Annotated in this window: 26 protein-coding genes and 1 pseudogene; 10 read left to right on the forward strand and 17 right to left on the reverse strand. The window is 74.4% G+C overall.

Annotated features, from left to right (window positions below; genetic code table 11):
• Window positions 1–62 precede the first annotated feature (62 nt).
• The 3 genes from AC3ERT_RS20360 to AC3ERT_RS20370 are packed head-to-tail and all read right to left on the reverse strand — an operon-like array spanning window position 63 to window position 2040.
• The gene (locus AC3ERT_RS20360; protein WP_435175849.1) at window positions 63–947 is read right to left on the reverse strand and encodes a MauE/DoxX family redox-associated membrane protein; all 885 of its coding nucleotides are present in this window, start codon (window positions 945–947) and stop codon (window positions 63–65) included.
• An 11-nt stretch (window positions 948–958) separates the two neighbouring features.
• Window positions 959–1591: a cell wall protein gene (locus AC3ERT_RS20365; RefSeq protein WP_335980107.1), complete on the reverse strand. Its 633-nt coding sequence runs from the start codon at window positions 1589–1591 to the stop codon at window positions 959–961.
• Between the two features lie 26 nt (window positions 1592–1617).
• Entirely contained in the window at window positions 1618–2040 is a 423-nt protein-coding gene (locus AC3ERT_RS20370) for an RlpA-like double-psi beta-barrel domain-containing protein (RefSeq protein WP_335980105.1), read from the reverse strand.
• Between the two features lie 402 nt (window positions 2041–2442).
• Between AC3ERT_RS20370 and AC3ERT_RS20375 the strand changes: the two genes are divergently transcribed.
• Together AC3ERT_RS20375 and AC3ERT_RS20380 are read left to right on the forward strand one after the other, a co-directional pair.
• Entirely contained in the window at window positions 2443–3519 is a 1077-nt protein-coding gene (locus AC3ERT_RS20375; protein WP_435175851.1) for a GlxA family transcriptional regulator, read from the forward strand.
• Window positions 3520–3589: 70 nt separating this feature from the next.
• Window positions 3590–4210, forward strand: coding sequence for a DJ-1/PfpI family protein (locus tag AC3ERT_RS20380; protein WP_335980100.1), 621 nt, complete (start codon window positions 3590–3592; stop codon window positions 4208–4210).
• 173 nt (window positions 4211–4383) lie between these two features.
• Here the strand turns inward: AC3ERT_RS20380 and AC3ERT_RS20385 are convergent.
• Window positions 4384–4860 (reverse strand): annotated as a pseudogene (locus AC3ERT_RS20385) (Lrp/AsnC family transcriptional regulator); the annotation flags it as partial.
• Between the two features lie 254 nt (window positions 4861–5114).
• Here AC3ERT_RS20385 and AC3ERT_RS20390 point away from each other — a divergent pair.
• Window positions 5115–6962, forward strand: a complete 1848-nt coding sequence (locus AC3ERT_RS20390) for a hypothetical protein (RefSeq protein WP_435175854.1) — start codon at window positions 5115–5117, stop codon at window positions 6960–6962.
• Between the two features lie 154 nt (window positions 6963–7116).
• Window positions 7117–8157 carry a lactonase family protein gene (locus tag AC3ERT_RS20395; RefSeq protein ID WP_435175856.1) on the forward strand — a complete coding sequence of 347 codons (1041 nt, stop codon included), beginning with the start codon at window positions 7117–7119 and terminating at the stop codon, window positions 8155–8157.
• Between the two features lie 154 nt (window positions 8158–8311).
• Here the strand turns inward: AC3ERT_RS20395 and AC3ERT_RS20400 are convergent, their stop codons facing one another.
• The 8 genes from AC3ERT_RS20400 to AC3ERT_RS20435 all read right to left on the reverse strand — a co-directional run bounded on the left by AC3ERT_RS20400 (window position 8312) and on the right by AC3ERT_RS20435 (window position 15433).
• Window positions 8312–9205, reverse strand: coding sequence for a sirohydrochlorin chelatase (locus tag AC3ERT_RS20400; RefSeq protein WP_335980094.1), 894 nt, complete (start codon window positions 9203–9205; stop codon window positions 8312–8314).
• Window positions 9206–9356: 151 nt separating this feature from the next.
• Window positions 9357–10403 (reverse strand): N-acetylglucosamine kinase, encoded by a 1047-nt coding sequence (locus AC3ERT_RS20405; RefSeq protein WP_435175858.1) that lies wholly within the window; start codon window positions 10401–10403, stop codon window positions 9357–9359.
• Between the two features lie 3 nt (window positions 10404–10406).
• Entirely contained in the window at window positions 10407–11255 is an 849-nt protein-coding gene (locus AC3ERT_RS20410) for an LURP-one-related family protein (protein WP_335980089.1), read from the reverse strand.
• Between the two features lie 26 nt (window positions 11256–11281).
• Complete coding sequence (locus tag AC3ERT_RS20415) at window positions 11282–11959, reverse strand: uracil-DNA glycosylase (RefSeq protein WP_435175860.1); 678 nt, start codon at window positions 11957–11959, stop codon at window positions 11282–11284.
• Window positions 11960–12093: 134 nt separating this feature from the next.
• A complete protein-coding gene (locus tag AC3ERT_RS20420; protein ID WP_335980085.1) occupies window positions 12094–12747 on the reverse strand; it encodes a TetR/AcrR family transcriptional regulator in 654 nt (217 codons plus the stop codon).
• 140 nt (window positions 12748–12887) lie between these two features.
• On the reverse strand, window positions 12888–13631 hold the full coding sequence (locus tag AC3ERT_RS20425; RefSeq protein WP_335980082.1) for an HAD family hydrolase: 744 nt from the start codon (window positions 13629–13631) through the stop codon (window positions 12888–12890).
• A 144-nt stretch (window positions 13632–13775) separates the two neighbouring features.
• Entirely contained in the window at window positions 13776–14714 is a 939-nt protein-coding gene (locus tag AC3ERT_RS20430; RefSeq protein WP_435134615.1) for a M56 family metallopeptidase, read from the reverse strand.
• A 128-nt stretch (window positions 14715–14842) separates the two neighbouring features.
• On the reverse strand, window positions 14843–15433 hold the full coding sequence (locus AC3ERT_RS20435; RefSeq protein WP_435175862.1) for a DUF5134 domain-containing protein: 591 nt from the start codon (window positions 15431–15433) through the stop codon (window positions 14843–14845).
• A 250-nt stretch (window positions 15434–15683) separates the two neighbouring features.
• Here AC3ERT_RS20435 and AC3ERT_RS20440 point away from each other — a divergent pair, with 250 nt between their 5' ends.
• Window positions 15684–16217 (forward strand): GNAT family N-acetyltransferase, encoded by a 534-nt coding sequence (locus tag AC3ERT_RS20440; RefSeq protein WP_435175864.1) that lies wholly within the window; start codon window positions 15684–15686, stop codon window positions 16215–16217.
• Between the two features lie 97 nt (window positions 16218–16314).
• On the opposite strand, the gene AC3ERT_RS20445 is transcribed toward AC3ERT_RS20440, so the two are convergent.
• The 4 genes from AC3ERT_RS20445 to AC3ERT_RS20460 all read right to left on the reverse strand — a co-directional run bounded on the left by AC3ERT_RS20445 (window position 16315) and on the right by AC3ERT_RS20460 (window position 19844).
• Window positions 16315–17133, reverse strand: a complete 819-nt coding sequence (locus AC3ERT_RS20445; RefSeq protein ID WP_435175866.1) for an amino acid ABC transporter ATP-binding protein — start codon at window positions 17131–17133, stop codon at window positions 16315–16317.
• A complete protein-coding gene (locus tag AC3ERT_RS20450; protein WP_335980071.1) occupies window positions 17130–18038 on the reverse strand; it encodes an amino acid ABC transporter permease in 909 nt (302 codons plus the stop codon). Before AC3ERT_RS20450 ends, AC3ERT_RS20445 begins: the two co-directional genes overlap by 4 nt.
• Window positions 18035–18943, reverse strand: coding sequence for an ABC transporter substrate-binding protein (locus tag AC3ERT_RS20455; protein WP_335980069.1), 909 nt, complete (start codon window positions 18941–18943; stop codon window positions 18035–18037). Before AC3ERT_RS20455 ends, AC3ERT_RS20450 begins: the two co-directional genes overlap by 4 nt.
• Window positions 18944–19145: 202 nt before the next feature.
• The gene (locus AC3ERT_RS20460; protein WP_435175868.1) at window positions 19146–19844 is read right to left on the reverse strand and encodes a glycerophosphodiester phosphodiesterase; all 699 of its coding nucleotides are present in this window, start codon (window positions 19842–19844) and stop codon (window positions 19146–19148) included.
• 236 nt (window positions 19845–20080) lie between these two features.
• Here AC3ERT_RS20460 and AC3ERT_RS20465 point away from each other — a divergent pair, with 236 nt between their 5' ends.
• From AC3ERT_RS20465 to AC3ERT_RS20480, 4 genes are all read left to right on the forward strand, one after another.
• Complete coding sequence (locus AC3ERT_RS20465; RefSeq protein WP_335980065.1) at window positions 20081–21478, forward strand: DUF6421 family protein; 1398 nt, start codon at window positions 20081–20083, stop codon at window positions 21476–21478.
• 23 nt (window positions 21479–21501) lie between these two features.
• Window positions 21502–22257: an SDR family NAD(P)-dependent oxidoreductase gene (locus AC3ERT_RS20470; RefSeq protein WP_435175870.1), complete on the forward strand. Its 756-nt coding sequence runs from the start codon at window positions 21502–21504 to the stop codon at window positions 22255–22257.
• The gene (locus AC3ERT_RS20475; RefSeq protein WP_435175872.1) at window positions 22236–23354 is read left to right on the forward strand and encodes a threonine aldolase family protein; all 1119 of its coding nucleotides are present in this window, start codon (window positions 22236–22238) and stop codon (window positions 23352–23354) included. The genes AC3ERT_RS20470 and AC3ERT_RS20475 overlap by 22 nt, the downstream gene beginning before the upstream one ends.
• A 106-nt stretch (window positions 23355–23460) precedes the next feature.
• Complete coding sequence (locus AC3ERT_RS20480) at window positions 23461–24060, forward strand: transglutaminase-like domain-containing protein (protein WP_435175874.1); 600 nt, start codon at window positions 23461–23463, stop codon at window positions 24058–24060.
• Between the two features lie 14 nt (window positions 24061–24074).
• Here the strand turns inward: AC3ERT_RS20480 and AC3ERT_RS20485 are convergent, their stop codons facing one another.
• On the reverse strand, window positions 24075–24485 hold the full coding sequence (locus tag AC3ERT_RS20485; RefSeq protein WP_435175876.1) for a DUF4395 domain-containing protein: 411 nt from the start codon (window positions 24483–24485) through the stop codon (window positions 24075–24077).
• A 170-nt stretch (window positions 24486–24655) separates the two neighbouring features.
• Between AC3ERT_RS20485 and AC3ERT_RS20490 the strand changes: the two genes are divergently transcribed.
• On the forward strand, window positions 24656–25069 hold the full coding sequence (locus AC3ERT_RS20490; RefSeq protein ID WP_335980056.1) for a thioredoxin family protein: 414 nt from the start codon (window positions 24656–24658) through the stop codon (window positions 25067–25069).
• Window positions 25070–25133 lie beyond the last annotated feature (64 nt).

The raw sequence follows: 25133 nt of genomic DNA on the forward strand, positions 1-25133 counted from the left end.
GCTCCCCGCGGAAAGCGGCCACCCCGGGGGCCTTGGGTGCCTCGGGGCGCCCCCGGGCCGGGTCAGACCATCCGCAGCGGCCTGTGCAGCCCGGACAGCGCCAGCAGGTCGACCGGTACGACCTCCTGGGTGCGGTCGTCGACCACCGAGACCCGCACCGCCGGGCTCGGGTTGGCGTCCGTGGTCGCCCGGTCGTCCAGCGCGAACAGCACGTTGACCGGGCGGGCGCCCCCGGCGGCGGCGTGCACCCCGGCGTACCGCAGCACCCGCCAGCCGCCCTCGTCCCAGGAGTCCAGCAGCCCGGACCGTACGATCGGCGAGGACGCCTGCCAGGCGAGCGAGCGCTCCAGCAACTCCACCGACGCCTCGACGGGCACCCGCCCGCCCGGGCCGGACGGCAGCGGGGTGCCGAACACCCGAACCCGCAGCCGCCGCAGCGGCATCCACACCCGGTCCAGGTCCCGGGACAGCGCCAGCAGCGCCGCCGCGGCCGCCGCGAGCACCAGCACCGACCAGCCCGGGTCCCGGGCCAGCCGCGACCACCAGGCGGTGCCCGCGAAGGCCGCGGCCACCCCGGCGGCCAGCACCGCGCCCGCCCGCAGGAACGCGCGCGCCCCGATCGGGCCCTCGTCGCGGGCGCTGCACCCGCATGAGGACTGCGGCGCGGTCGCCTTCGCGTAGCCGAGATAGCCGGTGAAGCCCGCCCCGAGCAGCGCGGTCGCCGCGCCGGGCAGCACCGTGCCCGGGACGGCCAGCAGGCCCGCGGCGGCGGCGAGTTCGGCGGCGCCGACCGCGCGCAGCGCGAACGCCGCCCGGTGGCCGTTGCCGAGCACCCGCACCAGCACGGTGTTCGCCGCGACCTGCGCGGTGCGCCGGCCGAACAGCTTGGCCGCCCCGGTCGCCGCGAGCAGTACACCGCACACCAGGGGAGCGAGGTCGAGGATCATCGCGCCGCCCCTCAATGCCCGACCGTGACGCGGGCGATGTCCACCGAGTCGTCCGCGGGCCGCCACGCGCCGAGCACCTGCGCGGTCTGCCCGATCCGCACCCGGGTCAGGTCCGGCGTGAGCGACCCGCCGAGGTAGGACGCGGTGGTCGTCTCGGGCACGATCCGGCCCACCACGGCGTGGTTGCCGTCGCCGTGGGTGAGGTGCAGGCGGTCCTTGGCGATGCCGCGCACCGTGCAGAACAGGTTGACGATGTTCACCCACACCGCGTCAGCGGCGATGGTGCCGTCGGGCATGTCCACACCCCGCGCGTACAGCCCGTCGCCGACCTCGATCGCCTCGGCGGTGGTGGTGCGCAGCTTCCAGACGCTGGTGGCGTTGGTGAGCTGGATCAGGTGCCGCTCGCCGGTCGAGCCGGCCACTTCCAGCACGGAGCCGTTGATGGCGGTGATCCGGCCCTCGGCGAAGGTCGATCTGGTGATCGCCGGGTCGAGCGACGGGCCGGGTGCGGCGAACGCGGCGTCGGCATCGAGCCCGCCGAGCGCCGAGGCGCCCACGATGGTGGCCCCGCCGAGCGCGGCGGTGGTCAGGAAGCGCCTGCGGTCGAAGCCGGAACGGCCCCTGGGGTCCTGGTGGTTGCTCATGTCGGTGCTCCTCCTTCCGGGCCGGGTCACTCGTAGATGTAGACCGGCAGCATGCCGGAGCTGAGGCTGCCGATCGCGGAGAAGGCCGCGGGGGTCAGGTCGATCACGCGGTTGGTGCGGCAGCTGCCGTTGCAGCAGGTGGCCTCGCCGCAGAAGCTCTGGGTGCGCGGGCCGCAGTCGGCGACGGTGACGCACACCTGCGCGCCGGAGCACTGGTGCTTGACGTTCATCACCGAGCCGCAGCCGCGCCGCGGGATGCCCTCGCCGCACACGTCGGGCCGGGTGATCGCGTAGCAGGCGGCGGTGGTGTTGGGCCAGGCGGCCATGTGGGAGCTGGACTGGCAGGTGCCGCAGGCGCCGGTGCCGGCGCTGCCGCAGGGGCCCCAGGAGCTGCCGCAGCAGAACCAGGTGCTCTCGCCTGCCCAGAGGCTGGTCGATCCGCAAGCCATGTCGGGTTCCTTTCGACTTCGGGTGGGGTGGGGGGGAAGAAATGTCGCGTGCATGACAACTACCTGTACGGCGGTGTCCCGGCGTACGGCCGGAACCGGGTGCGGCGTGCTGGGTGCGGTGTGCCCTGTGCGACGTGCGGTCTGCGACGTGCCCGTGGTGCCTCGTGGAGCCGCGCGCGGCGCCGCGAACGGGCGGCGGCCCGGGAACGGGCGGGCGCCTGCGGCCGTGCCGGGTGGGGACGGTGGGGCGGCAGTGCGGTGGGGCACGGCCATGATGCGCGTTTCTACGCGCGTCCGCCAGAGGGCGGACGCGCGTAGATGACTCCACCGCCCGGCGCGGTGGCCGGAATCGTCATAGCCGTGTCCTTGCCGCCATTCCCCGCTCGCGCCCACGATGGCCGGGTGACCAGCAGCCGGACCGTCTTCGCCGTCTACCCGAACTTCCAGATCCTCGACCTGACCGGGCCGCACGAGGTGTTCACGAACGCCGGCCGGCTGGCGGCCGCCCGCGCCGACGGGCCGCGGGGCCGCGCGCCCGGGCGGAGCGTGATCGAGGTGGTCGCGCCCGGGCCCGATCCGGTCACGTCCAGCAGCGGGCTCGTGGTGACGCCGACCCGGGCCGCCGCCCAGGACGACCGCCCGGTGGACACGCTGGTCGCCGTCGGCGGCCCGGGCGTCCACCGGGTCTGCGGGGACCGGGAGTTCGTCGGATGGTTCGCGGCGACCGCGCGCCGCGCCCGCCGGGTCGCGTCGGTGTGCACCGGCGCGTTCCTGCTCGCCGAGACCGGGCTGCTCGACGGGCGGCGCGCCGTCACGCACTGGACGAAGTGCGCCGCCCTCGCCGAGCGCTACCCGGCCGTCACCGTGGACCCCGACCCGATCTTCGTCCGCGACGGCGAGGTGTGGACCTCCGCCGGGGTCACCGCGGGCATCGACCTCGCGCTGGCCATGGTCGAGGCGGACCACGGGCCCGAGACGGCCCGCACCATCGCGCGCCACCTGGTGATGTTCGTGCAGCGCCCCGGCGGCCAGGCCCAGTTCAGCACCCAGCTCGCCGCGCAGCGCCCGGAGCGCTCCACGCTGCGGGAGGTCCTCGACTGGATCGCCGACCACCTCGGCGAGGACCTCGCGGTGCCGGTGCTCGCCGCCCGCGCCGGGATGAGCGAGCGCCACTTCACCCGCGTCTTCCGCGCCGAGACCGGCCGTACCCCGGCGGCGTACGTCGAGCAGGCCCGGATCGAGGCCGCGCGGCGGCTGCTGGAGTCGACCGGCACCACGATCGACGCGGTCGCCCGCAGCTGCGGGTTCGGCACGGTCGAGACGCTGCACCGCAGCTTCAAGCGCCGGGTCCAGGTCACCCCGGGCGAGTACCGGCGGCACTTCGCGGCATCCGCGCCCGTATCCGCGGACCGGCCGGCCGACGGGCCCGCGCCCGTATCCCGGGCCCTGCCGGCGGACGCAGTCGTACCGCCGTTCTGACAGCGGGCGGCCCGGGCGGAGGACCGCACCGGACGCGCCCGAAAATGATCATTACCGAAAGGTATCGCCCGTGCGTATCGTCGTCCCCGTCTTCGACGGCTTCACCTCGCTCGACGCCGTCGGCCCCTACGAGGTGCTGCGGCTGCTGTCCGGCGCCGAGCTGGTCTTCGCCGCGCGGTCCGCCGCGCCGGTCACCGACGACGCCGGCTGGCTGACCGTCGTCCCCACCGCGACCTTCGACGACATCGTGTCCGCCGATGTGCTGCTGGTGCCGGGAGGGCCCGGCGCGCGGCGGAACCTGGACAACGCGGCGCTGCTGGACTGGATGCGCCGCGTGCACGCCACCACCACCTGGACCACGTCCGTGTGCACCGGCTCGCTGCTGCTGGGCGCCGCCGGGCTGCTGGACGGACTCGCCGCCACCACCCACTGGAGCGAGGTCGCGCGGCTGGAGTCCTTCGGCGCCGCCTACACCGAGCAGCGCGTGGTGGAGCAGCCCGGCGGCATCATCACCGCCGCGGGCGTCTCCGCCGGCATCGACATGGCGCTGCGGCTGGCCGAGCTCATCGAGGGCCCGGTGGCCGCCCAGGCGTTCCAACTCGCCATCGAGTACGACCCGCAGCCGCCGTTCGACGCCGGGTCCCCGGCCAAGGCGCCCCAGGAGGCGAAGGACTACCTGGCGGCGCGCTGAGCCGACGGCCCGTGGGAGGGCGCCTGGTGCCGCTGCGCCTGGGACGGCACCGCGGGGATGTCCGGGGCGGGTGAGGGCACCGGTGCGGCGGTGTCCTCACCCGCCCCGCCATTCCCTCCGCCGCTCTCCCCTCCGCCGCCCTCGGCGGCGGTGTCCGGCTCCCCGGTGCGCGGCGGCTGCTCCGCCGCCTGCTTCACCGACTCCACCAGCGGCAGCACCCGTTCGGCGACGCGCTCCCGCAGCGCGATCTCGGTGCGCGTCCTGACCACGCCCGGCAGCCGTATGAGCTGCTGGATGACGTCCTCCAGGTGCGCGTTGTCGCGGGCCACGACCCGGGCGAGCAGGTCGCCGCCGCCGGTGATCGAGAACGCCTCGATGACCTCGGGCACCGCCGCCAACTCCGCGCCGGCCCCGTCGAGCTGGCCCTGCGTCACCTCGATCCGCACGAACGCCAGCACCGGGTGGCCGAGCGCGGCGGGGGAGACGCGCGGGCCCGCGGTGGTGATCACACCGTCGCGCTCCATGCGGTCCAGCCGCGCCTGGAGGGTGCCGCGGGCGACGCCGAGGATGCGGGCGTACTCGCGGACGCTGGTGCGCGGCTGCTTCAGGAGCAGCCGCAGGATACGGGCGTCCAGGGCGTCGACGGGCATGGGCCGGTGGTCCCCTCACGGCTGTGTTCTTGGCATATTCACCGTACCGACGGGCGTGCGGCCGACGATCATTTCGAGCCACCGCCTGGCCGGACGGAAAAGTCCGTCCCGGCGGGAACCGGCGGTCTGTTGACGGAATCTTTATATTTACGGGCAGGAAGCGGCCGGTACGCATAGGCTCCGCCCACGTGCGGGCGTGATCACGCGTGCCCGCGGACGGCGACGACGGTGACCGAGGGTGGGGGGAGTTCGCGGTGTCTTGGGACGGGCAGAACGAGGCCGGGGGCGGCGGGACGCAGGACGCGCGGCCGCCCGGTGACGCGGGCGGTTCGAGGGGCGCGGCGACCCCGGGCGCCCCGCGGACAGGCGGCTACGGCGCCCCGGGCGGGGCCGGCTACGGCGCCCCGGGCGGCTACGGCACACCGCCGCCGGTCCCGCCCGTGCCGCCGGCGCCCCCCGCGGCGCCCCCGGGACCGCCCACCGCGGGCGGCTACGGCGGCTACGGCGCGTACGGCGCCCCCGCCGGCGGCTTCGGCCCGCCCGGCAGCGGCGCCGGGTTCCCCCTGCCGCCACCCGCCCCGCCCGCCGCGCCCCGCCCGCCCGCCGACACGCTGCGGGCCGTCGCGGTCGGCCTGCTCAACCTCAGCGGCCTCGGCCTCGGTTACGCCGCCATGCGCCGCTGGCTGGGCCTCGCGGTCTGCCTGATCGCCACCGCCGTCCTGCTGGTGGTCGCGCTCCCCGCCAAGCCGGACGGCGTCGCCGGCGGCGTCCGCTACGGATACCTGGCCTTCCTCCTGCTGGCCGCCGCGCACGGCGCGTGGCGCGGCCTGCGCACCCGCCTGTCCTGGCCGCCGCTGGCCCCGGTCGCCGTCGTCATCGGCCTGGTGCTGCTGGCCGTACCGGCCGGCGGCGTCGTCCTCTACGACCACGCGCGCGACGACGCCACGCAGAAGATGCTGCTGGACCGCCTCGCCGCCGCCGACGGCAAGGTGACCGCCGCCAAGGGCAAGGACTTCGCCACCGCCCAGCCCAACTACACCTCGGCCCTGGACTCCTACCGCGACCTGAAGAAGCACCACTCCGGCTCCAAGGCCGCGAAGCTCGTGCCGGACCGGATGCGGACCTTCTACCGGACCGTCGCCGCCCCCTACGACCAGCAGCAGTACTGCGACGCCATACCGCCGCTGAAGTACCTGCGCAGCGTGCCCGGCACGTTCGGCAAGGACGGCCTCGGCTCGCTCGCCACCTGGCCCGACGACCGCCTGGCGACGTCGCTGTACGAATGCGGCGTGCTCGACCTGGAGAACACCTCGAAGACCACCGCGTCCGGCGGCGACGAGGACGACCTCGCCGACCTGCTCACCACCTTCCCGCAGTCGGCGCAGGCCGCGAAGGTCGAGCCGGCCGTCAGCGGCACGATCGACAAGGCCGTCAAGGCGATCGGCGGCAGCGACCCCTGCGGCGCGACCAGCCGCGTCACCGGCCTCGGCTCCTTCGCCACCACCCTCGCCGACAAGGCGCAGGGCAGCTCCAAGGACGCCCTGACCAAGGACTCCTCGCGCGCCGACAGCCATGTGGAGTCCGGCACCTACGCCTGCGGCGTGCACCAGTACAAGTCCGGCGACTTCGACTCCGCGCTCACCACGATGAACGACTTCACCGACAAGTACCCGCACGACACGCACCACGCGCTGGCCAAGAAGTTCGCCATCGCCGCCGAGATCGCCAAGGAGGAGTCCGCCGCGGGCAAGCACGTGCCCACGATGGCCTCCGGCGGCAGCATCAAACTGATCGTCAGCAACGACAGCCCCGACCCGGTCGAGATCCTCTACACCGGCAAGGTCACCGGCAGCTTCACCCTGCCGGCGTGCAGCAGCTGCTCGGACTACTCCAGCGAGATCAGCGCGCAGGGCAGCGCCTGCCAGGCCAGCGGCAAGCACTACCCGCAGAAGACCATCTACCTGCCGACCGGCACCATCTACTTCCTGCACAAACCGTCGGGTGACTCCTCCGCGACCTCCCACGCGGATTCCGAGACGCTGCGTTCGGGCAGTTACTACACCGACTGCGCCTACACCGTGTCGTCCTACGGCGGTTTCTGACCGTCCGGCCGCGCAAACCGGACCCCCGGCCGCGACCGCGCGCGTCGCGCCGGGGGTCCGCCATGCCCCCACCGGGTGACCCGGGGGCGACGTGGACCGCCACAGGTACTACTCTCAGCCGCCGTAAAGACGTCAGTCGGAAGAGGTACGGCAAGTGGCCGGACATGCGTACATCGGGTCGTTCACGTCGGCGGGCGGGCGCGGGCTCACCGCCGCCGAGGTCGACCCGGGCACGGGCGCGCTGACCGCGCTCGGCCACACCGCGGAAGTGGCGAACCCGTCCTTCCTGGCCCTGTCCGCCGACGGCGGCACCCTCTACACGGTCGGCGAGAGCGAACCGGAGGGCACCGCGGCCGCCTTCTCGCTCGCCGACCCGGCCGCCCCCAAGCTGCTCGGCGCGCCCGTCCCGGTGCGCGGCGGCTCCCCGACGCACCTGGCGCTGCACCGCGGCCACCTGGCCACCGCCAACTACGCGGCGCCCGGCAGCGTCAGCGTGCTCGCCGTCGAGGAGGGCGGCGCGCTCGGCGCGGTGCGCTGCGTCCTGAAGCACGAGGGCGACGGCCCGAACCGGCAGCGCCAGGAGGCCCCGCACGCCCACGCGGTGGTGCCCGACCCCAGCGGCCGCTGGCTGCTCACCGTCGACCTGGGCACCGACTCGGTCCGGGTGTGCGAACTGGAGCCGTCCGCCGGCGAGCTGGAGGTGGAACGCGAACTCGGCCTGCGCTCCGGCATCGGCCCGCGCCACCTGACCTTCCACCCCCGCGGCGGCCACGCCTACGTGCTGAACGAACTGGACTCCGTCGTCACCGTCTGCCGTTTCGACGCGGACAAGGGCAGCCTGCGGCCGCTCGCCGAGACGCGGGTGCTGCCCGAGGGCGCCACGGGCGACAACTACCCCTCGGAGCTGGTGGTCTCGCCCGACGGCCGCTTCGCCTGGGCCGCCAACCGCGGCCACGACAGCATCGCGGTGCTCCGCCTGGACGACAGCGGCGAGCAGCTCGAACTCCTCGACACCGTGGACTGCGGCGGCTCCTGGCCGCGCCACCTCACCCTCGACCCGTCCGGCACCCGCCTGTACGCCGCCAACGAGCGCTCCGGCGACGTGACCTGGTTCGACGTCGACGAGGCCACCGGGATGCCCGCGCGGTCCGGTGCGCTCCAGCTGCCCGCGGTGTCCTGCGTGCTGTTCGCCTGAGTCGCGCGCCCGTCCGCCCGTCGGCCGCCCGTCAGGCCGCCGGCTCGCCCCTCGGGCCGCGGCACCGTACGTCCCGCGCACGGCGCGGGCGCCCCCTCGGCAACCCGGGGAGGCGCCCGCGCCGTTCGCGTCCTGGCGGCCCTGTGACGGGCCGCTACTGCTGCTGCGCGCCGCCCGGCTGGGCGGGCTGGAGCGCGATGCCCAGCGCCGTGGCGTACTGCGTCACCACGAGCTTGCCGACGGCCGGGTACGGCCCCAGCGCGTCGGCGCCCGAGCAGCCCGCCTCCTCCGCCGCGGTGTGCAGCAGCTGCGGGGCGATCTCCGGGCCGATCAGGCACGGCGCCAGCGCCAGCGTGGAGGAGCCCGACGCCCGCAGCTGCTCGGCGGTGGTCGCGATCGCGCCGTCCACGTCCAGCGCCGCGGCCAGCACCGGCACCGCGAGCCGCGCGGCCAGCAGCAGCCCGGTCACGCCGGCCGCCTGCGCGGCCTCCTCGCCGCCCACCGTGGCCAGGATGATGCCGTCGGCCGCCGTGGCGACCGTGAACAGCCGGGCGCGGTCGGCGCGCGCGAGCCCCGCCTCCGACAGCCGCACGTGCAGCGCCTCGGCGAGCAGCGGGTGCGGGCCGAGCACGTCGGTCAGCTCCACCTGGGCCTTGCTGTCGACCACGGCCTGCCTGATCCGGCGCAGCGCCGCCGCCTCGGGGCCGGCCAGCAGGGGCACCACGACCGCCGAGGTGTCCTCTCCGGGCCGTTCGACCGCCAGCTGGTCGAGAACGCCGCGCAGCGACGGGAAGTCGCCCAGTTCGCCGTCCTCGCCGTCCACGAAGGCGATCCGGGGGTCGAGCCCGGACAGCTCCGAGCGGGCGATGCTCACGACCTCCTCGGCCAGGCTGAGCGCCGCTGCGGTCGGGGTGCCCGGCACGGCGAGGACCAGCGCCGGGGAACCCTCGGGCGCGCTGAGCGCCTCCGGGCGGCGGTGTCGTCCCGGCTGGCGCGGACGCGGCATTCGAACGGGGAGGCCGGAGGCGGGCCCTGTGGCATTGCTCATGGCGACGCATGCTAACGCGTTGCGCCGCCTCCTTGTTCGCCCGGGTGCGAAGGAGGTCGGACCTGCCCGGAAGTGTCCGTTTCGACGGCGGGGTGTGACGGGCGGTACGCCTGGGGTGTCCCGAACGGCGGCTGCCCCGCGATCGGGGGTCCTACGGTTCCGGTCGTGCCCGCGGCGGCGTCCGCGGGCGGTCCGCCACCGTGACCGAGAGCAGGCCCGGGTCGGCGGGCAGTGGCAGCGGGCCGTGCCGCAGGGCGTCCGCGATCAGCAGGGCGCCGTCCAGCGGGTCGCCCGCGGCCGGCACCAGGGCGGCCCCGGGCAGCAGTCCGGCCGCCTGCTGCCGCAGCGGGCCGAGCAGCGGCTCGCCCATCCGGAACAGCCCGCCGGCCAGCGCCACGTCGACCGGGCCGGGGCCGGGCCGTACGGCGGCGGCCGCCTCGAGGATGTGCGCCGCGGCCTGCCGCAGGATGCCCTCGGCCACCGGGTCGCTGCCGCTGTGCCGGGCCACGTCGGGCGCGAAGGAGGCGAGCACGGCGGCGCGGTCGGGCCGCGGGTAGAGCTGCCCCGGCAGCGTGTCCAGCGGCCCGAAGCGCTCCCGGGCCGCGGCCAGCAGCGCCGCGGAGCCGCCGGCGCGCCCGTCGTGGGCGCGCATGGCCGCGTCCAGGCCCGCGCGGCCGATCCAGGCGCCGCCGCCGGCGTCGCCCAGCAGATGGCCCCAGCCGTCCGCGCGCCGCCAGCCGCCGCCGTCCGCGCCGGTGCCCAGCGCGATCATCCCGGTGCCCGCGGCCACCACCACTCCGGGGCGCAGCCCGAGCGCGCCCGCGTACGCCGTCACCGCGTCGCCGGCCAGCGCGAGGTGCCGTACCCCGAAGGCGTCGGCGAGCGCGGCCGGCAGGTGGGCGCGCAGGTCGTCGCCGAGCGTGGCCATCCCGGCCGCGCCGACACAGGCCGCCGCGATCCGCTCGGCCCCTGCGGACGCCATCAGCTCCGCGGCCAGCGGCCGTACCCGCGTCAGCAGGCTCGCCGCGTCGATGCCGTGCGGGCCGGTGACCGCGGGGCGGTCGGCCGCGGCCACGGCTGCGGCCGCCGGCGCACCGGCGGGCGCGAGCCCGACGCGTACGCCCGAGCCGCCGGAGTCGATCCCCAGCACCCACGGGCCGGCGCCGTCCGCGCCCGGCTGCCCGAAGGACTCCCGCACGTGTCAGCCGAGCCCGCGCGAGTCCTGCTTGAGCGCGGTGTCCACGGTGAGCGCGGACGCCACGACCATGCTCAGCAGCGGGTCGGCCAGCTGCCGGTGGATCTGGAGGACGTAGTTGTCGGCGGTGGTGAACATCGTCTTCGCCAGGCCCTCCCACGTCTTGGTGATCCGGCCGATCTCGGTGTCGGTGTGGTCCACGATGGCGAAGTTCCAGGCCCGCCAGTTCTCGGCCTTGATCGCGCCTATCTGCTGGCCGTTGTACATGAAGCCGAACTTGATCTTGCCGAAGGCGTTCTGCTGGACGATCTCGCCCAGCGGCTCGCCGTTCGCCCGGTGCACCTGCACCTTGGACTTGATCAGCTTCGCCGGGCGGGTGAGCACCAGCTGCGGCACGCCCTGCGCGTCGCGCACCTCCAGCTTGTGGGTGAGGAACTGGTCCACGCTGGAGACGAAGCGCAGCACCTTCTTCGCGGTGCTCTGGCCGACCTCCACCACCGAGCCGAGGGTCCGGCCGTTCTGGTCGAAGACGGTGTACTCGTTGACCAGCTCGATCAGCTTCGCCTTCTGGTTCACCACCAGGACCGGCTCGGTGAACAGGGTGCCACCGCCGTAGCCGGGCGAGGCGACGCCCGCCTGGCCCTGTACCTGGTGCTGGATGCGCGCGGGGTCGGGCGAGCGGCTGACGTCCAGCTCCCAGGCGCTGCCGCCCTCCTGTGAGGGCTTCTGCTGGCCCGGGACCTGGCCGGGGTTGGTGTGCTCGGTCCACTGGGCGCCGTCCCAGTACCGCAGCAGATTCGGAGTGCCCTGCGGGTCGGCGTACCAGCCGGCCGGGGTGTTGGAATGCGTCGTCACCCGGGCAGACTACCCCGCGGCCCGGCTCAGGGCAGTTGCCAGTCCACAGGCTGACTGCCCTGCTGCACGAGCAGGTCGTTGGCCCGGCTGAAGGGGCGCGAACCGAAGAAGCCGCGGTCCGCCGACATCGGCGAGGGGTGCGCGGACTCGATCGCGGGCAGCGGGCCGAGCAGGGGGCGCGCGTTGCGGGCGTCGCGGCCCCACAGGATCGACACCAGCGGGCGGCCGCGGGCGGCCAGTGCCCGGATCGCCTGCTCGGTCACCTGCTCCCAGCCCTTGTCGCGGTGGGCGGCCGGGCGGCGCGGGGCCGTGGTCAGCGCCCTGTTGAGCAGCAGTACGCCCTGCCGCGTCCAGGGGGTCAGGTCGCCGTTGGAGGGCCGGGGCGCGCCGAGGTCGCTGTGCAGCTCGCGGAAGATGTTCTCCAGACTGCCCGGCAGCGGCCGCACCTCCGGCGCGACGGAGAAGCTCAGCCCGACCGCGTGCCCCGGCGTCGGGTACGGGTCCTGGCCGACGATGAGCACCTTCACCTCGTCGAAGGGCTGCTGGAAGGCGCGCAGCACGTTGGCCCCCGAGGGCAGGTACGTACGGCCCGCGGCGATCTCGGCGCGGAGGAAGTCCCCCATCGCCGCGATCCGGTCCGCCACGGGCTCGAGCGCCTTCGCCCAGCCCGCCTCGACAATCTCGTCCAACGGTCGCGCAGTCACAGTCCGTCACTCTACTGGCTCAACCCCCCTGCCCCGCACCCGAGTCCACGATCCACGCCCCGGGCGGCAGCGCGCGCGGGGCCCGAACTCCGTGGTCCGGGCGGCGCCGATCGGCAGCCGCGACCGCGGCCGGGTCAGGCGGGTTTGAGGGGGGTGGCGGCGTCGGGGAGGCCGGCCGGCTCGCGCGGGTCCTGCGCGCAGGGCGGCACCCCCAACTGCCAGTCCAGGCGGTAGCGCTGGAACAGCTCCGACCGCAGCCGCGCCACCGGCATCGGCGCGCCCGGCAGCAGCAGCGCCACGGTCGCGCCCATCAGCAGCGCGCGCAGCAGCCGGTACTCCTCCCGCGCGGTCTCCGAACCCCACCGCACCACGGCCTCCTCCAGCAGTGCCGCCAGCCGCTGCTGCTCCGGGCACTGGATGAAGCCCTCGTCGGCCAGGATCTGGGACATGTGGATGCGCATCAGCTTGGTGTGCGTGACGGTCAGCCCGAGGATCGCGTCGATCGCGCGGGCCAGCACCTCGTCGCCGTCGGCCGGCTCGGGTTCGGCCGCCAGCGCCGCGGCCAGCTCCCGGTTCATCAGCCGGTGCACCGCGGACTGCACCAGCGCCCGTTTCCCCGAGTAGTAGTACGACACCAGGCCGCGGGCGGAACCGGCGCGTTTGGTGATGTCGGCCAGTGTCGTGGCCTCGTAGCCGCGTTCCTCGACCAGCTCGACGGTCGCCTGCAACAGGCGTTCGCGCGAACGCTGTCGCATCGCTTCATTGACCGATGCGCTGCGAGGGGACATGATGAACTCCTGCGTTGACTGGCTCTGAGCCAATATACTCAACGCGGCTCGCCGGGCCAGATAGTGGCGGGTGTACGGGGATCGGGCGTCCGCTCCGACGACACGGGGGATCGTCGGAGCGGACGCCCGGTTGTGCCGTTCTACGGTCCGTTGCCGCCCGCTTCCTGGCGCCCGGCCCCGGCGTCCTGACGCGCGCCGGACGAGGCCGGCGGGTCCAGCAGGGCCAGCAGCGCGTCGGGCCGGTCCGCGACCGGCAGCGGGTCCACCAGCAGGAACCGGCACCCCAGCGCCGTCGCGCCGCCGTCGGCCTGCGCGCTGTCGCCGACCATCACCGTCTCGCGGGCCGCCTCGCCGCCGGCGCCGAGCGCGTCGAGCGCCACCTGGAACAGCCGCGGGTCGGGCTTCTGCACCTCGTGCTCATAGCTGAGCACGAAGGCGTCGACGAGGTCCGCCACGCCGTGCACCCGGAAGACCGGCCGCAGGTCCCACCCGATGTTGCTCACCACCGCCACCGGCACCCCGCGCTCACGCAGTGCGGCCAGTACCCGCGCGGTGTCCGGGTACGGCTGCCACGCCGCCGGACTGCGGTGCCGCTCGTACAGCGTGTCGTGGATGTCCCAGGGCAGGCCCGCCGACCGGGACAGGGCCGTGTACGCCGCCTGGTGCCGCTCCGCGGTGAGGTCCCGGGTCTGCCACAGCTCGGTCAGCTCCGCCGGCAGCGCCTCCGGTGGCGCCCCGCCGGGCTGCGCCCCCGCCCGCTCCAACTCCCGTGCGTACGTGGTGACTTCGTTGTCCGTCGCCTCGACGCCCTCGGCCGCGAGCGCGCCCCGGAGCCAGCGCTCGCAGGGCTCGATCCGGAACAGGGTGCCCGAGAAATCGAACATGACCGCCTTGATGGTGCCTCCCCGGTAGTGGTCGCTGGGTCCAGCATTCCAGACGCGTTCCGCGGCGGTTCGGATGCTCGGCGGGTGGGGCGGCGCGGGCCGACCCGGGATAGCCGCGGACGGTCCCGGCCGGTCCCGGCCGGTTCAGGTCAGGGCATGCAGGCCCGGGCCGAAGGTGATGATCAGCGGCACCGCGGGTACCAGCAGGGCCAGGACCGTCAGGCGCAGCCGCTGCGCGACCGGCAGCCGCGGGGCCGGCGCCAGCAGGCGGTTGACCCGGCCCGGCAGCTCGGCCAGCGGCTGCGGGGAGGGGCCGAAGACACCGCGGGGTTCGTTGAGTTCTACCAGTGCCAGGGCCGTGGTGAGCCGGCCGAAACGGCGCGAGGCGGTGTCGTCGGCGGCCAGTTCGACCAGGTGGTGCACCTGGTCGCGGAAGGCGGCGAAGACCGGGACCTGGGGGAAGCCGCCCGCGAGCGCGCCCGCGCAGTGCAGCAGCAGGTCGTGGCGGGCGCGGGCGTGGCCCTGCTCGTGGGCGAGGACGGCGTCGAGCTGGCGGCCCTTGAGCCGGCCCAGCGCGGCGGTGGTGATCACCAGTTGCGGCCGCGCGCCCGACAGCCACCACGCGTCGCAGCGGTGGTCCTCCAGTACGACCAGCCGCTCGCCGGGCGGCACCGTCTCCCCGGGCAGCCGCGGCGAGCGCACCTGGAGTTCGGCCCGGCGGGAGCGGCGCCGGCCGCGTGCGGCACGCACCTCGCGGGTGAGCATCGCGGCGGTCCACACGCCGCCGAGGGCGAGCGCGACCGCGAGGGTGCCCGCCCAACGTCCGTACCCGGCCAGCCCGTAGGCGTCCTCGACGCCGTGCGGCGCGAACGCGAAGACATGGCCGCGCACCGCCGCCCAGGCGGCGGACGCGGTCAGCGCCATCGCGGACACGCAGCACAGCAGCACCGCGGCGACGACGCACTGCCACACCCACAGGGCGAGTACCGGCTCGCGCTCGGGCCATTCGGCACGGGCGAGCAGACGCGGCGCCATCGCCGCCGCAAGTGCGCCGAGAACCAGCAGCACACACGGGACCGTCATGCCGATCACCCTAGGAGCCGCCCCGCGCACTGTGACGCGGCAAGGACGCCGATGTGACGTACAACTCATTGCGCCCTGCCGCCTTTGGCCACGGCACCACGCCGGCGCCCCACAGCGGGACTGCCGCACTACAGCAGGAGCAGCATCACGAGCATGCCGAGGGCCATGGACACCCGGCAGGCGGCCGCGACTTCGGCGGAGTGCCGCAGCGGGACGGGTCCGCTCGCGCCGCCGCCTGGGCCTGGTGCGCCTGGTGTGCCGGGTACGCCGGGTATGAGGGCGCCGGTGGCCGGCAGGGGTGGGAAGGCGAGGCGGACGCCGGCGCGCAGGACGTAGACCGCGAAGTAGGCGAGGAGCAGGCCGGTCGCCGCCGGGGTGCCCGCGCCGCCCATCGCCATGGCGTGGCCGTCGCCCGGGGGTGCCTGGGCCATGGCCACGGCCATGTAGACCATCGCGGCCGAGCAGACCACGTGGTGCACCCGGTGGCCGGCGGCATGGGTGCCCGGGAGCAGGGCGCGCAGCGCGGCGGCCGCGTAGACGACCGCGAAGACCGGGGCGACCCAGCGGTGCGGGTCGAGGACGGAGGCGGGCACCGCCATCACCGCCATGCCGGCGCCCATCACGGCCTCGCCCCGGTCCTTCGCCCGCGCGAGGCAGGACGCGGCCGACGCGGCGCTCAGCGCGACGAGGAGCCATGCGACCAGCAGCGGTTCGCCCATCGGTGCTCGGCCCCCCGTTCTTCTCTTCGCCCTGCCGCCCCGTTCGTCCGTCCGTTCGGGTCCTACCCGGCCCCGCGGGCGCGCAGACGAGCGCGCGGGAGTGCCCGGGGGAGTGCGCGCCGCCCCACGCGCGCCCCCAGCCCCCGGCCCCCAGACCCCAGACCCCGGCCCCCCGCGCGGCCGGTGTGATGTCGTTCCGATGCCTGCGCGGGCCTCGGCCGCGGCGCCCGCCTTCGATAATCTGACCGGCATGGACACCGCATCCCTCAGCTTCCGTCCCGCGACCGCGGCCGACGTGCCCGCCCTTGTGGACCTGGTCGAGTCCGCCTACCGGGGCGACGCGAGCCGCGCCGGGTGGACTACCGAGGCGGACCTCCTCGAGGGGCAGCGCACCGACCCGCAGGGCGTGCTGGACGTGGTGGAGAAGCCCGACAGCATGATGCTGGCGGTGGAGCGCGACGGCGGGCTCGTGGCCTGCTGCCAGCTCGAACACCGCGGGTTGCACGCCTACTTCGGGATGTTCGCGGTCCGCCCGAAGCTCCAGGGCGCGGGCCTGGGCAAGCTGATCATCGCCGAGGCCGAACGGGTGGCCGCCCAGGAGTGGGGCGTGTCCGAGATGCACATGACCGTGATCAGCGCCCGCGAGGAGCTGATCGCCTGGTATGTGCGCCGCGGCTACGCCCGCACCGGCGAGATGTCGCCCTTCCCCTACGGCCAGGAGCGGTTCGGCCTGCCGACCCGCGACGACCTGGAGTTCGAGCTGCTGACCAAGCGGCTCGGCTGACGGGCGCGGGCGCGATCTCGGCCGTACCGGCCGCCGCGGCCGGTACGACCGGCACGGCCCCCGCGCCCGCCGCTTCGACCTGCACCGCGCCCGCGGCTCACAGCCGGCCGGACTCCGTGACGCGCCGCAGGAACTCCCGGGTGCGCTGCTCGCGCGGGGCACCGAACACCTCGGCCGCGGTGCCGCGCTCCAGGACCACCCCGCCGTCCAGGAAGCACACCTGGTCGGCGACCTCGCGGGCGAACGCCATCTCGTGGGTGGCGATCACCATCGTCATGCCCTGCTCCTTGAGGTCGCGGACAACCGACAGGACCTCGCCGACCAGTTCCGGGTCGAGCGCGGCGGTGATCTCGTCCAGGAGCAGCAGCCGCGGCCGGGTGGCGACCGCGCGCAGCAGCGCGACCCGCTGCTGCTGGCCGCCGCTGAGCCGGTCGGGGTACTCCCGGGCGCGGTCGGCCAGGCCCAGCCGCTCCAGCAGTTCCTTGGCGTGGGCCTCGGCCTGCGCCCGGGGCTCCTTGTGCACACGGCGCGGCGCGAGCGTGATGTTGTCCAGCACCGTCATGTGCGGGAAGAGGTTGTACGCCTGGAAGACGACGCCGATCCGGCGCCGTACGTCGTCCACGTCGGCGCGCGGGTCGGTGATCTCCTCGCCGTCGAGGAAGATCGCCCCGTCGTCCACCTCCTCCAGCAGGTTCGCGCACCGCAGCAGCGTGGACTTGCCCGAGCCGGAGGCGCCGATGAGCGCGGTGACGGTGTGCGCGGGCACCTCCAGGGCGATGTCGCGCAGCACCACGCTGCCGCCGTAGGTCTTGCGTACGGCCTCCAGCCGCAGCACCGGCGCGGCGTCCTCGGGGGCAGCGGACGGCTTCGCCGCCGCGGCGCCCTCCGCCGCCTCCAGCGGGTCCGTCGCGCTCATACCGCGCCTCCCTGCGACTGCCGCCGGTTCATCCGCGCGGCCACCCAGTCGGTGAAGCGCGTCATGGGGATGGTGATCACCACGAAGATCAGGCCCGCGATGACGTAGGGCGTGTAGTTGAAGTCGCGGCTGGCGATGATCTGCGCCGCGTAGACCGCGTCCACCGCGCCGCCGATCGAGACCAGGCCGGTGTCCTTCTGGAGGGAGACCAGGTCGTTGAGGAGCGGCGGCACCACCCGGCGCACCGCCTGCGGCAGCACGACGTGCCGCATCGCCTGCGCGTTGCTCAGGCCCAGCGAGCGGGCGGCGGCGCGCTGGCTGGGGTGCACGCTCTCGATGCCGGCGCGGAACACCTCGGCCACGTAGGCGGTGTAGGTCAGGCAGAGTGCGAAGGCGCCCAGCAGCACCGGGTTGTTGGTCACCCCGGTCAGCCGCAGCGCCGGGATGCCGAAGACGCACAGCAGGATGCAGATGATCAGCGGCAGCCCGCGGAAGAAGTCGACATAGGCCGTCGCCAGGGCGCGGACGGGGAAGAACACCGGGCCGCGCAGGGTGCGCAGCAGGGCCATCAGCAGCCCGGCGACCAGGACGACCGCCCCGCACACCACCAGCAGCCGCAGGTTCAGCCACAGGCCGTGCAGCACCGGGTGCAGCGAGATCCGCGCGTAGTGGGCGTCGAAGAACGTCTGCCGGGTGCGGTCCCAGCCGGGCGAGTTGACGATCAGCGCGTACAGCACGGCCGCCGTCGCCGCCGTGCTGGCGGCGGCGACGGCGAAGGCGCGGCGGGTGCGGCGGCGCCGATAGCGCTCGCGGGCCAGCCGCCGCGCGGAGGGCCGGTACGGGTCCGCGCCCGCCTTGGCCGGGCCGCCCTCCCGGTCGTCCGCCCGCTGGTCCTGGACGGTCACTTGAGCACCGGGGCGTCCACCGCGTCCGACAGCCACTTCTTCTCCAGGGCGGCCAGCGTGCCGTTCGAACGGAGCGTGGTGACCGCCTGCGAGACGCAGGAGGTGAGCTTGCTGCCCTTGTCCAGCACCAGGCCGAACTGCTCGGCGGCGGCGCCCTTGGTGCCGGTGGTGGCGAACTGCCCGACGACGGTGGCCGTGGGGATCTCGGAGCCGGTGATGTAGAACGCGGTCGGCAGGTCGACCACGATGCCGTCGACCTGGCCGTTCTTCAGGGCGGCCACGGCGAGGTCGTTGCGCTGGAAGACGGCGGGCTGCTTGGTCGGCTTCACGACGTCGTCGATGACGTCGAGGCTGGTGGTGCCGACCTGGGCGCCCAGCTTCGCGTTCTTCAGGTCGGCCAGGGAGTGCGCCCCGGCGATCTTCGACCCCTTGGGTGCCACGACGGCCTGCCGCACGTCGTAGTAGCCGGGGGAGAAGTCCACCGTCTTGCGGCGCTCGTCGGTGATGGAGACCTGGTTGATGTCCACGTCGAAGGACTTGGCACCGGGGGAGAAGGCGCTGTTGAACGGCACCTTCTGCCACACCACCTGGTCGGCGCCGTAGCCGAGTTGCTTGGCCACCGCGTAGGCGACGGCCGACTCGTAGCCCTTGCCGTTGGACGGCTTGTCGTCCACGAACCAGGGGGCGTACGCCGGGTTGTCGGTGCCGACGGTGAACTTGCCGCCGGTGTGGGTGGCGAGCGAGGCGGGGCGGCACGCGGCGGCGCCCGAGGTGCTTGCCGAGGGTGCGGCGCTCGCCGAGGAGTTGTCGTCGTCCTGCGGGGCGCAGGCGGCCAGGGCCAGGGCGAGCAGGGCGGCCGCGGCGAGGGCCGCGCCGTGCCGGGACGGAGAGATCGCGGGGCGCATGGCGGGACCTTGGCACCCGGGCGGCCGGTCTGTCCACGCGATTGGGCACTCCGTCCGGATGCCGGACCATTGTGTCCGCGATGTTTCAACAGGGGGGCGCGTCCAGGCGCGGTCGGTGGCCGCACCGCGGCGCGCGGTGACCGCGGCCCGCGACGCCCGGCGCGGGCCGGGCGTCGCGGGGCCTGCGCGCAGATCCGGGCGCTCAGATCCGGTCCGCTTCTTCTTCTTTCAGGTCGCGGCCGAGCGCGGGCGGCAGGTCGGTGGCGGCGCCGTCCAGCCGCAGCGCGCGCACCAGGGCCCAGTCCTGCGGGGTGTTGACGCTCCAGGCCATGACGGCGATCCCGGCGTCGTGGCAGCGGCCGACGACCTCCAGGGTGAGCCGGGTGAGGTCGAGGCTGACCAGGCGGGCACCGACCGCCTGGGCGCGCGGCACGAGGTCCGGGCCGAGCTCACTGGCGACCAGTACGGTGGCGGCCCCGGGCAGCAGGGCGTGGATCTCGGCGAGCGCCTCGTCGTGGAAGGACAGCACGCTGACCCGGCCGGTCTCCTCGCGTTCGCGCAGCACCGAGGCGAGCACCCGCGCGGCGGCGACGTCCTTGATCTCGGCCTGGACCGGGCACCTCACCGCGTCGAGGACCTCCTCGAAAACGGGCACCTGCTCGCCGAGCCCCGCGTCCAGGCGGCGGATCTCGGCGAGGGTGAGGTCGCGGATCGGCCCGGCGCCGTCGGTGGTGCGGTCCACGGTCGCGTCGTGCATGACCACCAGGGCGCCGTCCTTGCTCAGGTGCAGGTCCAGTTCGATCTGGTCCACGCCTTCGCGCTCCGCGCGGCGGAAGGACCGCAGGGTGTTCTCCGGCTCGACGGCCATGACCCCGCGGTGGCCCACAGTCAGGAAGCTCATGACGGCACCCTAGTGCGCGGGTGCGGCCGGGCGGTGACCGTGCGGTGGCCGAGGGGTTCTTCGGCTGCACACCTGGGCGCGCGCCGCAACTTTTAGCGACCCATCCTGGCATCGAACCGTAAAATCAACGGCTTTCGGCGGCTTGGGCAGGACGTTTTCAAGGGGGTGGCCTTGAAGGCGGGGCCCGGGCGTGACTACGCTGTTCGCACGACAGTTTCTTTCGTGGAGGAGGGGTCATGGGCGAAGTTCTTTCGTCGAAGGTGGCAACCGGAGGCGGGATATCCGGCGACGGCGTGCTCGGGCACCCTCAGTGGCCGGTGCTGAAGCAGGCCGTCGAGGCGATCCGGCCGTGGCAGAAGAAGGACGGCTCGATCGACTTCGACGCCGAGGACGCGCCCTCCCGCGACGACGCCGCCCGGACCCTGGGCCGCGTCGTGGACGCCCTCGAACAGCTCGCCCCCCTGCTGCCGCACGACGCGGCCTACCACCGCGCGCTCGCCACCGACCTGCGCCGCTGGGCCGACGGCGGCTTCGCGGTACCGGACTTCCTGGACTCCCTGCTGGCGTTCCAGCCCGCCGCCGACCGGCGCGACGGCCTCCAGCACCTGGTCGTCTTCCCGATGTACACCCAGAACGGCAACCCGGACCGCAACCTGGAGGCCGTGGTCTTCCGCGTGGTGTGGCCGGAGTGGCTCGCCGAACTGGAGCGCACCCGGTACGACAACCCGCTCTTCGTGCCGATCACCTTCGAGGACTTCACCCCCGGCTACGACACCAACTCCGCGGTGCTCTTCCCCGAGACCGTCGCGGTGCGCAGCGTCCCCGAGCGCTGGACCTGGGGCGCGATCTTCTGCGACCGCGAGGCCGCCCGCTTCCGCGCGGTGACCTCCGCCGCCGTGGACACCCTCGGCCTGGAGCTGCCCGAGGAGGCCGCCCGCCTGGTCGAGGACCAGCAGCTCGCCCAGCAGACCTACGTGCTGTGGGACATGATCCACGACCGCACCCACAGCCACGGCGACCTGCCGTTCGACCCGTTCATGATCAAGCAGCGCGCCCCGTTCTGGATGTACGGCCTGGAGGAGCTGCGCTGCGACCTGACCTCCTTCAAGGAGGCGGTCAAGCTCCAGGCGGAGGGCCACCCGATGGGCCTGGGCGTGCAGTACGCGATCCTCTTCGACCGGCTCTTCCGCTTCCCGGTCACCGGCGAGCGGGTCCGCAACTACGACGGCCTCGGCGGCCAGCTGCTCTTCGCCTACCTGCACAAGCACGACGCCGTACGCTGGACGGACAACACCCTGCACATCGACTGGGAGCGCGCCCCCCAGGTCACCAACCAGCTGTGCGGCGAGATCGAGGCCCTCTACCGCGACGGCATCGACCGGCCCAAGCTCGTGCACTGGCTGGCCGCCTACGACCTGGTCGCGACCTACCTGTCCCCCCACCCCGGTTCCGTCTGGGCCAAGGGCGCCGGTGCCCTGGACCTGTCGCTCCCGCCGCGCAAGCTGGTGGACGACGTGCTGCCGGACGAGTTTCCGCTCAGCATGTTCTACGAGGCCCTTGCCAAGAAGCTCCGTGAGGTGATCGCCTCGACCAAGGGGATCACCGGCGACAGCGCGCTGCGAGGTGCCGCGTGACCGGTGCCGGCGAGGAGGCGGAGATGACGACCGAGACGTACGCGGGAGGGCTCGACGGCGCGGTGATCGCGGTCGCGGGCGCGGGCGGTCCGGCCGGCCGGGCGGTGCTCCAGCAGCTGGCCCGGGCCGGCAGCCATGTGATCGCCGCCGACGCGGACCCCGAGCGGCTCGCGCAGGCGGTCGACGCCGCGCGCTACGACGCGGGCGGCGCGGACATCACCGGCGAGGTGGTGGACCTGCTGGACCTGGACGGCACGCGGGAGTGGGCCGGGCGGATCGAGAAGGCCCACGGCCGGGTCGACGGCCTGGTGCACCTGGTCGGCGGGTGGCGCGGCTCCGCGACCTTCACCGAGACCGACCTCGCCGACTGGGACCTGCTGCACGACCTGCTGGTGCGCACCGTGCAGCGCACCACGCTCGCCTTCCACGACGGCCTGCTGCGCAGCCCCGGCGGGCGCTACGTCCTGATCAGCGCGGCCGGCGCGAGCGCGCCCACCGCCGGCAACGCCGCCTACGCGGCGGCCAAGGCGGCGGCCGAGGCATGGACGCTGGCGATGGGCGACTCCTTCCGCAAGCTCGGCGGCGAGAATCCCACTGCGGCGGCCACTGTCCTGGTGATCAAGGCGCTGGTGCACGATGAGATGCGGGCCCAGCGCCCGAACGCCAAATTCGCCGGCTTCACCGACGTACGCGACCTCGCCGACGCGATCGCGGACGTCTGGCACGCAAGCCCCCAGCAAGTGAACGGGACCCGACAGTGGCTGACGCCCCGACCGTGACCGACCCTCTCGACCCCGCCGCCGCCCCCGGCGGCCGCACCGACGCCGTACGGCGGCACGACCCGGACATCCGGGGCTTCGCCAGCGACAACTACGCCGGGGTGCACCCCGAGGTGCTGGCCGCCCTCGCCCTGGCCAACGGCGGGCACCAGGTGTCCTACGGCGCCGACGCGTACACCGACCACCTCCAGGAGCTCTTCCGCGGCCACTTCGGCCCCACCGCGGAGGTCTTCCCGGTCTTCAACGGCACCGGCGCCAATGTCACCGCCCTCCAGGCGGTCACCGAGCGCTGGGGCGCGGTGGTCTGCGCGGAGTCCGCACACATCAACGTGGACGAGTGCGGGGCGCCCGAGCGCGTCGGCGGGCTGAAGCTGCTCACCGTGCCGACGCAGGACGGCAAGCTCACCCCCGAGCTGATCGACCGGCAGGCGTACGGCTTCGAGGACGAGCACCGCGCGCAGCCGCAGGTGGTGTCGATCACCCAGAGCACCGAACTGGGCACCTGCTACACGCCCGAGGAGATCAGGGCGATCTGCGACCACGCCCACGCGCTGGGCATGGCCGTGCACATCGACGGCGCCCGGATCGCCAACGCCGCCGCGAGCCTGGGCCGGCCGCTGGCCGCCTTCACCACCGAGGCGGGCGCGGACATCCTGTCCGTCGGCGGCACCAAGAACGGCCTGCTGCTCGGCGAGTGCGTGGTCGTGCTCAACCCCGAGCGGGTCCGCGCGCTCAAGCACCTGCGCAAGCTGTCCATGCAGCTCGCCTCCAAGATGCGCTTCGTGTCGGTGCAGTTCGAGGCGCTGTTCGCAGGCGACCTGTGGCTGCGCAGCGCCTCCCACGCCAACGCGATGGCCCGCCGGCTGGAGCGCGCGGTGAGCGGCATCGACGGCGTGACGGTCACCCAGCGGGTGCAGGCCAACGCGGTGTTCGCGCTGCTGCCCCGCGAGGTCAGCGAGCGGCTCCAGAAGCGCTACCGCTTCTACTTCTGGGACGAGGCGACCGGCGAGGTGCGCTGGATGTGCTCCTTCGACACCACCGAGGCGGACGTGGACGGCTTCGCCGCTGCCATCGCCGAGGAGATGCGGGCCGGCTGAGGCGGCCCGCGACCCCGCGACCACCGCGCGACGGCCGGCCGCATGGATATGCTGTCGCATGCAAACTCATTGACCGACGGGTCGGTGGCTCCCTAGGCTCCCCACCATGGAGCCCGTACCGGAGACCGCCGACCCGTCGGCGTATCTGCGCGCCGACGACGTCATCGACCACGGCCACCCGCAGGTCCTGCGCACCGCCGCACTGCTGCGCGCCGGCGCGCCCGGACCGTATGAATATGCGGAAGCGGCGTACACCTACGTACGCGACGAGGTGCCGCACACCTTCGACAGCGGCGACGACCGGGTGAGCCTGCGCGCCTCGGAGGTGCTGGCCACCCGCAACGGCATCTGCTACGCCAAGTCCCACGCCCTGGTGGCGCTGCTGCGCGCCGAGGGCATCCCCGCCGGGCTGTGCTACCAGCGGCTCGCGGACGACGGCGGCGGCACCGTCCTGCACGGGCTGATCGCGCTGCTGCTGCCCGGCACCGGCCGCTGGGCGCGGCAGGACCCGCGCGGCAACAAGCCGGGGGTCGACGCCCGCTTCCGCCTCGACCGGGAGCAACTGGCCTTCCCCGTACGGCGTGCGTACGACGAGCTGGACTACCCGGCGGTGTACGCCGCCCCGCCCGCGCCGGTGCTCGCCGCACTGCGCGGCGCCGGCAGCCGTACGGAACTGGCCGCGCGGCTGCCGACCGGGCTGCCGTGACCGGGCGGCGGCACTCAGGCGGTCGTGGCCCGCTTCAGCAGCAGGTACATCTCGCAGCCCAGGCAGTAGGCGAAGGCCGCGTTGAGGAAGGCGGCGGCGAGCGCGCACCCAGTCGCCGCCAGCCCCAGCCACTGCGGCCCGACCAGGTAGCCGACCGTGCCCAGCGCCGCGAAGAACAGCCCGACGGCCTGCGCGAAGCGCGGCGGCGCCGCGTCCTCCGTCCCGGCCGGCGGCCCGAGCCGCGGCCGGACGAGGGTGCGGAACACCCAGCCGTACGGCGACCTGGCCACCCCGGCGGCCGCGCCGACCGCGAAGACCACCGCCTGCGCGGCCAGCAGCCAGCCGCTGCCGGTCACCAGCACCACCGCCAGCACCACCGTGGTCACCGCGGCGCCGAAGCGGGGGCCGCGCACATCGATCTCCATGGCTGGAATCATCACCCACCCGCGACACGCCGGAGCCGCGGGAATCATTGCGGTCCTGTGAACGCTTGCCCGGTAGGGCTTGCCGTGGGCGGCGGGCCCATAGGCACATGGAGCGGAGAGTGCCCGCGGCGCGCAGCGGACGGGCCGGTGGCGGAAGGGGAGTGGGCGGCATGGTCGGAGCGATCGTCTGCCTCGCCGTGCTCGTCGTCGCCGGCGGCTACGGACTGGTGCACCGGCGCAGGGACGGGAGGATCAGGGTGCGGGCCAAGGACGGCGGGCAGCGGCTGACGGCGGGCGACCTCGGGGAGCCGCTGGGCGAGCGGGCCACGCTGGTGCAGTTCTCCAGCGCCTTCTGCGCGCCCTGCCGCGCCACCCGCCGCATACTCGGCGAGGTCGCGGGCATGGTGGAAGGGGTGCGGCACGTGGAGATCGACGCCGAGGCGCACCTCGAACTCGTGCGGCGGCTGGACGTGTTGAAGACGCCGACGGTCCTCGTGCTCGACGCGGACGGCGCGGTGGTGCGCCGCGCCGCCGGGCAGCCGCGCCGGGCCGACGTGATCGCCGCGCTGGGCGCGGCGGTCTGAGCGGACGGCCGCCGGCGCTTTCCGGCCACCGGGTGTGGCGGGGCGCGGGTCGGGCACGTCACAG

This window comes from Actinacidiphila sp. bgisy145 (genome assembly GCF_057708125.1).

Coding starts and splice junctions, on each gene's coding strand:
- AC3ERT_RS20360 (WP_435175849.1), bottom strand. CDS start 947: ATGATCCTCGACCTCGCTCCCCTGGTGTGCGGTGTACTGCTCGCGGCG.
- AC3ERT_RS20365 (WP_335980107.1), bottom strand. CDS start 1,591: ATGAGCAACCACCAGGACCCCAGGGGCCGTTCCGGCTTCGACCGCAGG.
- AC3ERT_RS20370 (WP_335980105.1), bottom strand. CDS start 2,040: ATGGCTTGCGGATCGACCAGCCTCTGGGCAGGCGAGAGCACCTGGTTC.
- AC3ERT_RS20400 (WP_335980094.1), bottom strand. CDS start 9,205: ATGAGCAATGCCACAGGGCCCGCCTCCGGCCTCCCCGTTCGAATGCCG.
- AC3ERT_RS20420 (WP_335980085.1), bottom strand. CDS start 12,747: ATGTCCCCTCGCAGCGCATCGGTCAATGAAGCGATGCGACAGCGTTCG.
- AC3ERT_RS20425 (WP_335980082.1), bottom strand. CDS start 13,631: ATGTTCGATTTCTCGGGCACCCTGTTCCGGATCGAGCCCTGCGAGCGC.
- AC3ERT_RS20430 (WP_435134615.1), bottom strand. CDS start 14,714: ATGACGGTCCCGTGTGTGCTGCTGGTTCTCGGCGCACTTGCGGCGGCG.
- AC3ERT_RS20435 (WP_435175862.1), bottom strand. CDS start 15,433: ATGGGCGAACCGCTGCTGGTCGCATGGCTCCTCGTCGCGCTGAGCGCC.
- AC3ERT_RS20440 (WP_435175864.1), top strand. CDS start 15,684: ATGGACACCGCATCCCTCAGCTTCCGTCCCGCGACCGCGGCCGACGTG.
- AC3ERT_RS20445 (WP_435175866.1), bottom strand. CDS start 17,133: ATGAGCGCGACGGACCCGCTGGAGGCGGCGGAGGGCGCCGCGGCGGCG.
- AC3ERT_RS20455 (WP_335980069.1), bottom strand. CDS start 18,943: ATGCGCCCCGCGATCTCTCCGTCCCGGCACGGCGCGGCCCTCGCCGCG.
- AC3ERT_RS20460 (WP_435175868.1), bottom strand. CDS start 19,844: ATGAGCTTCCTGACTGTGGGCCACCGCGGGGTCATGGCCGTCGAGCCG.
- AC3ERT_RS20465 (WP_335980065.1), top strand. CDS start 20,081: ATGGGCGAAGTTCTTTCGTCGAAGGTGGCAACCGGAGGCGGGATATCC.
- AC3ERT_RS20470 (WP_435175870.1), top strand. CDS start 21,502: ATGACGACCGAGACGTACGCGGGAGGGCTCGACGGCGCGGTGATCGCG.
- AC3ERT_RS20480 (WP_435175874.1), top strand. CDS start 23,461: ATGGAGCCCGTACCGGAGACCGCCGACCCGTCGGCGTATCTGCGCGCC.
- AC3ERT_RS20485 (WP_435175876.1), bottom strand. CDS start 24,485: ATGGAGATCGATGTGCGCGGCCCCCGCTTCGGCGCCGCGGTGACCACG.
- AC3ERT_RS20490 (WP_335980056.1), top strand. CDS start 24,656: ATGGTCGGAGCGATCGTCTGCCTCGCCGTGCTCGTCGTCGCCGGCGGC.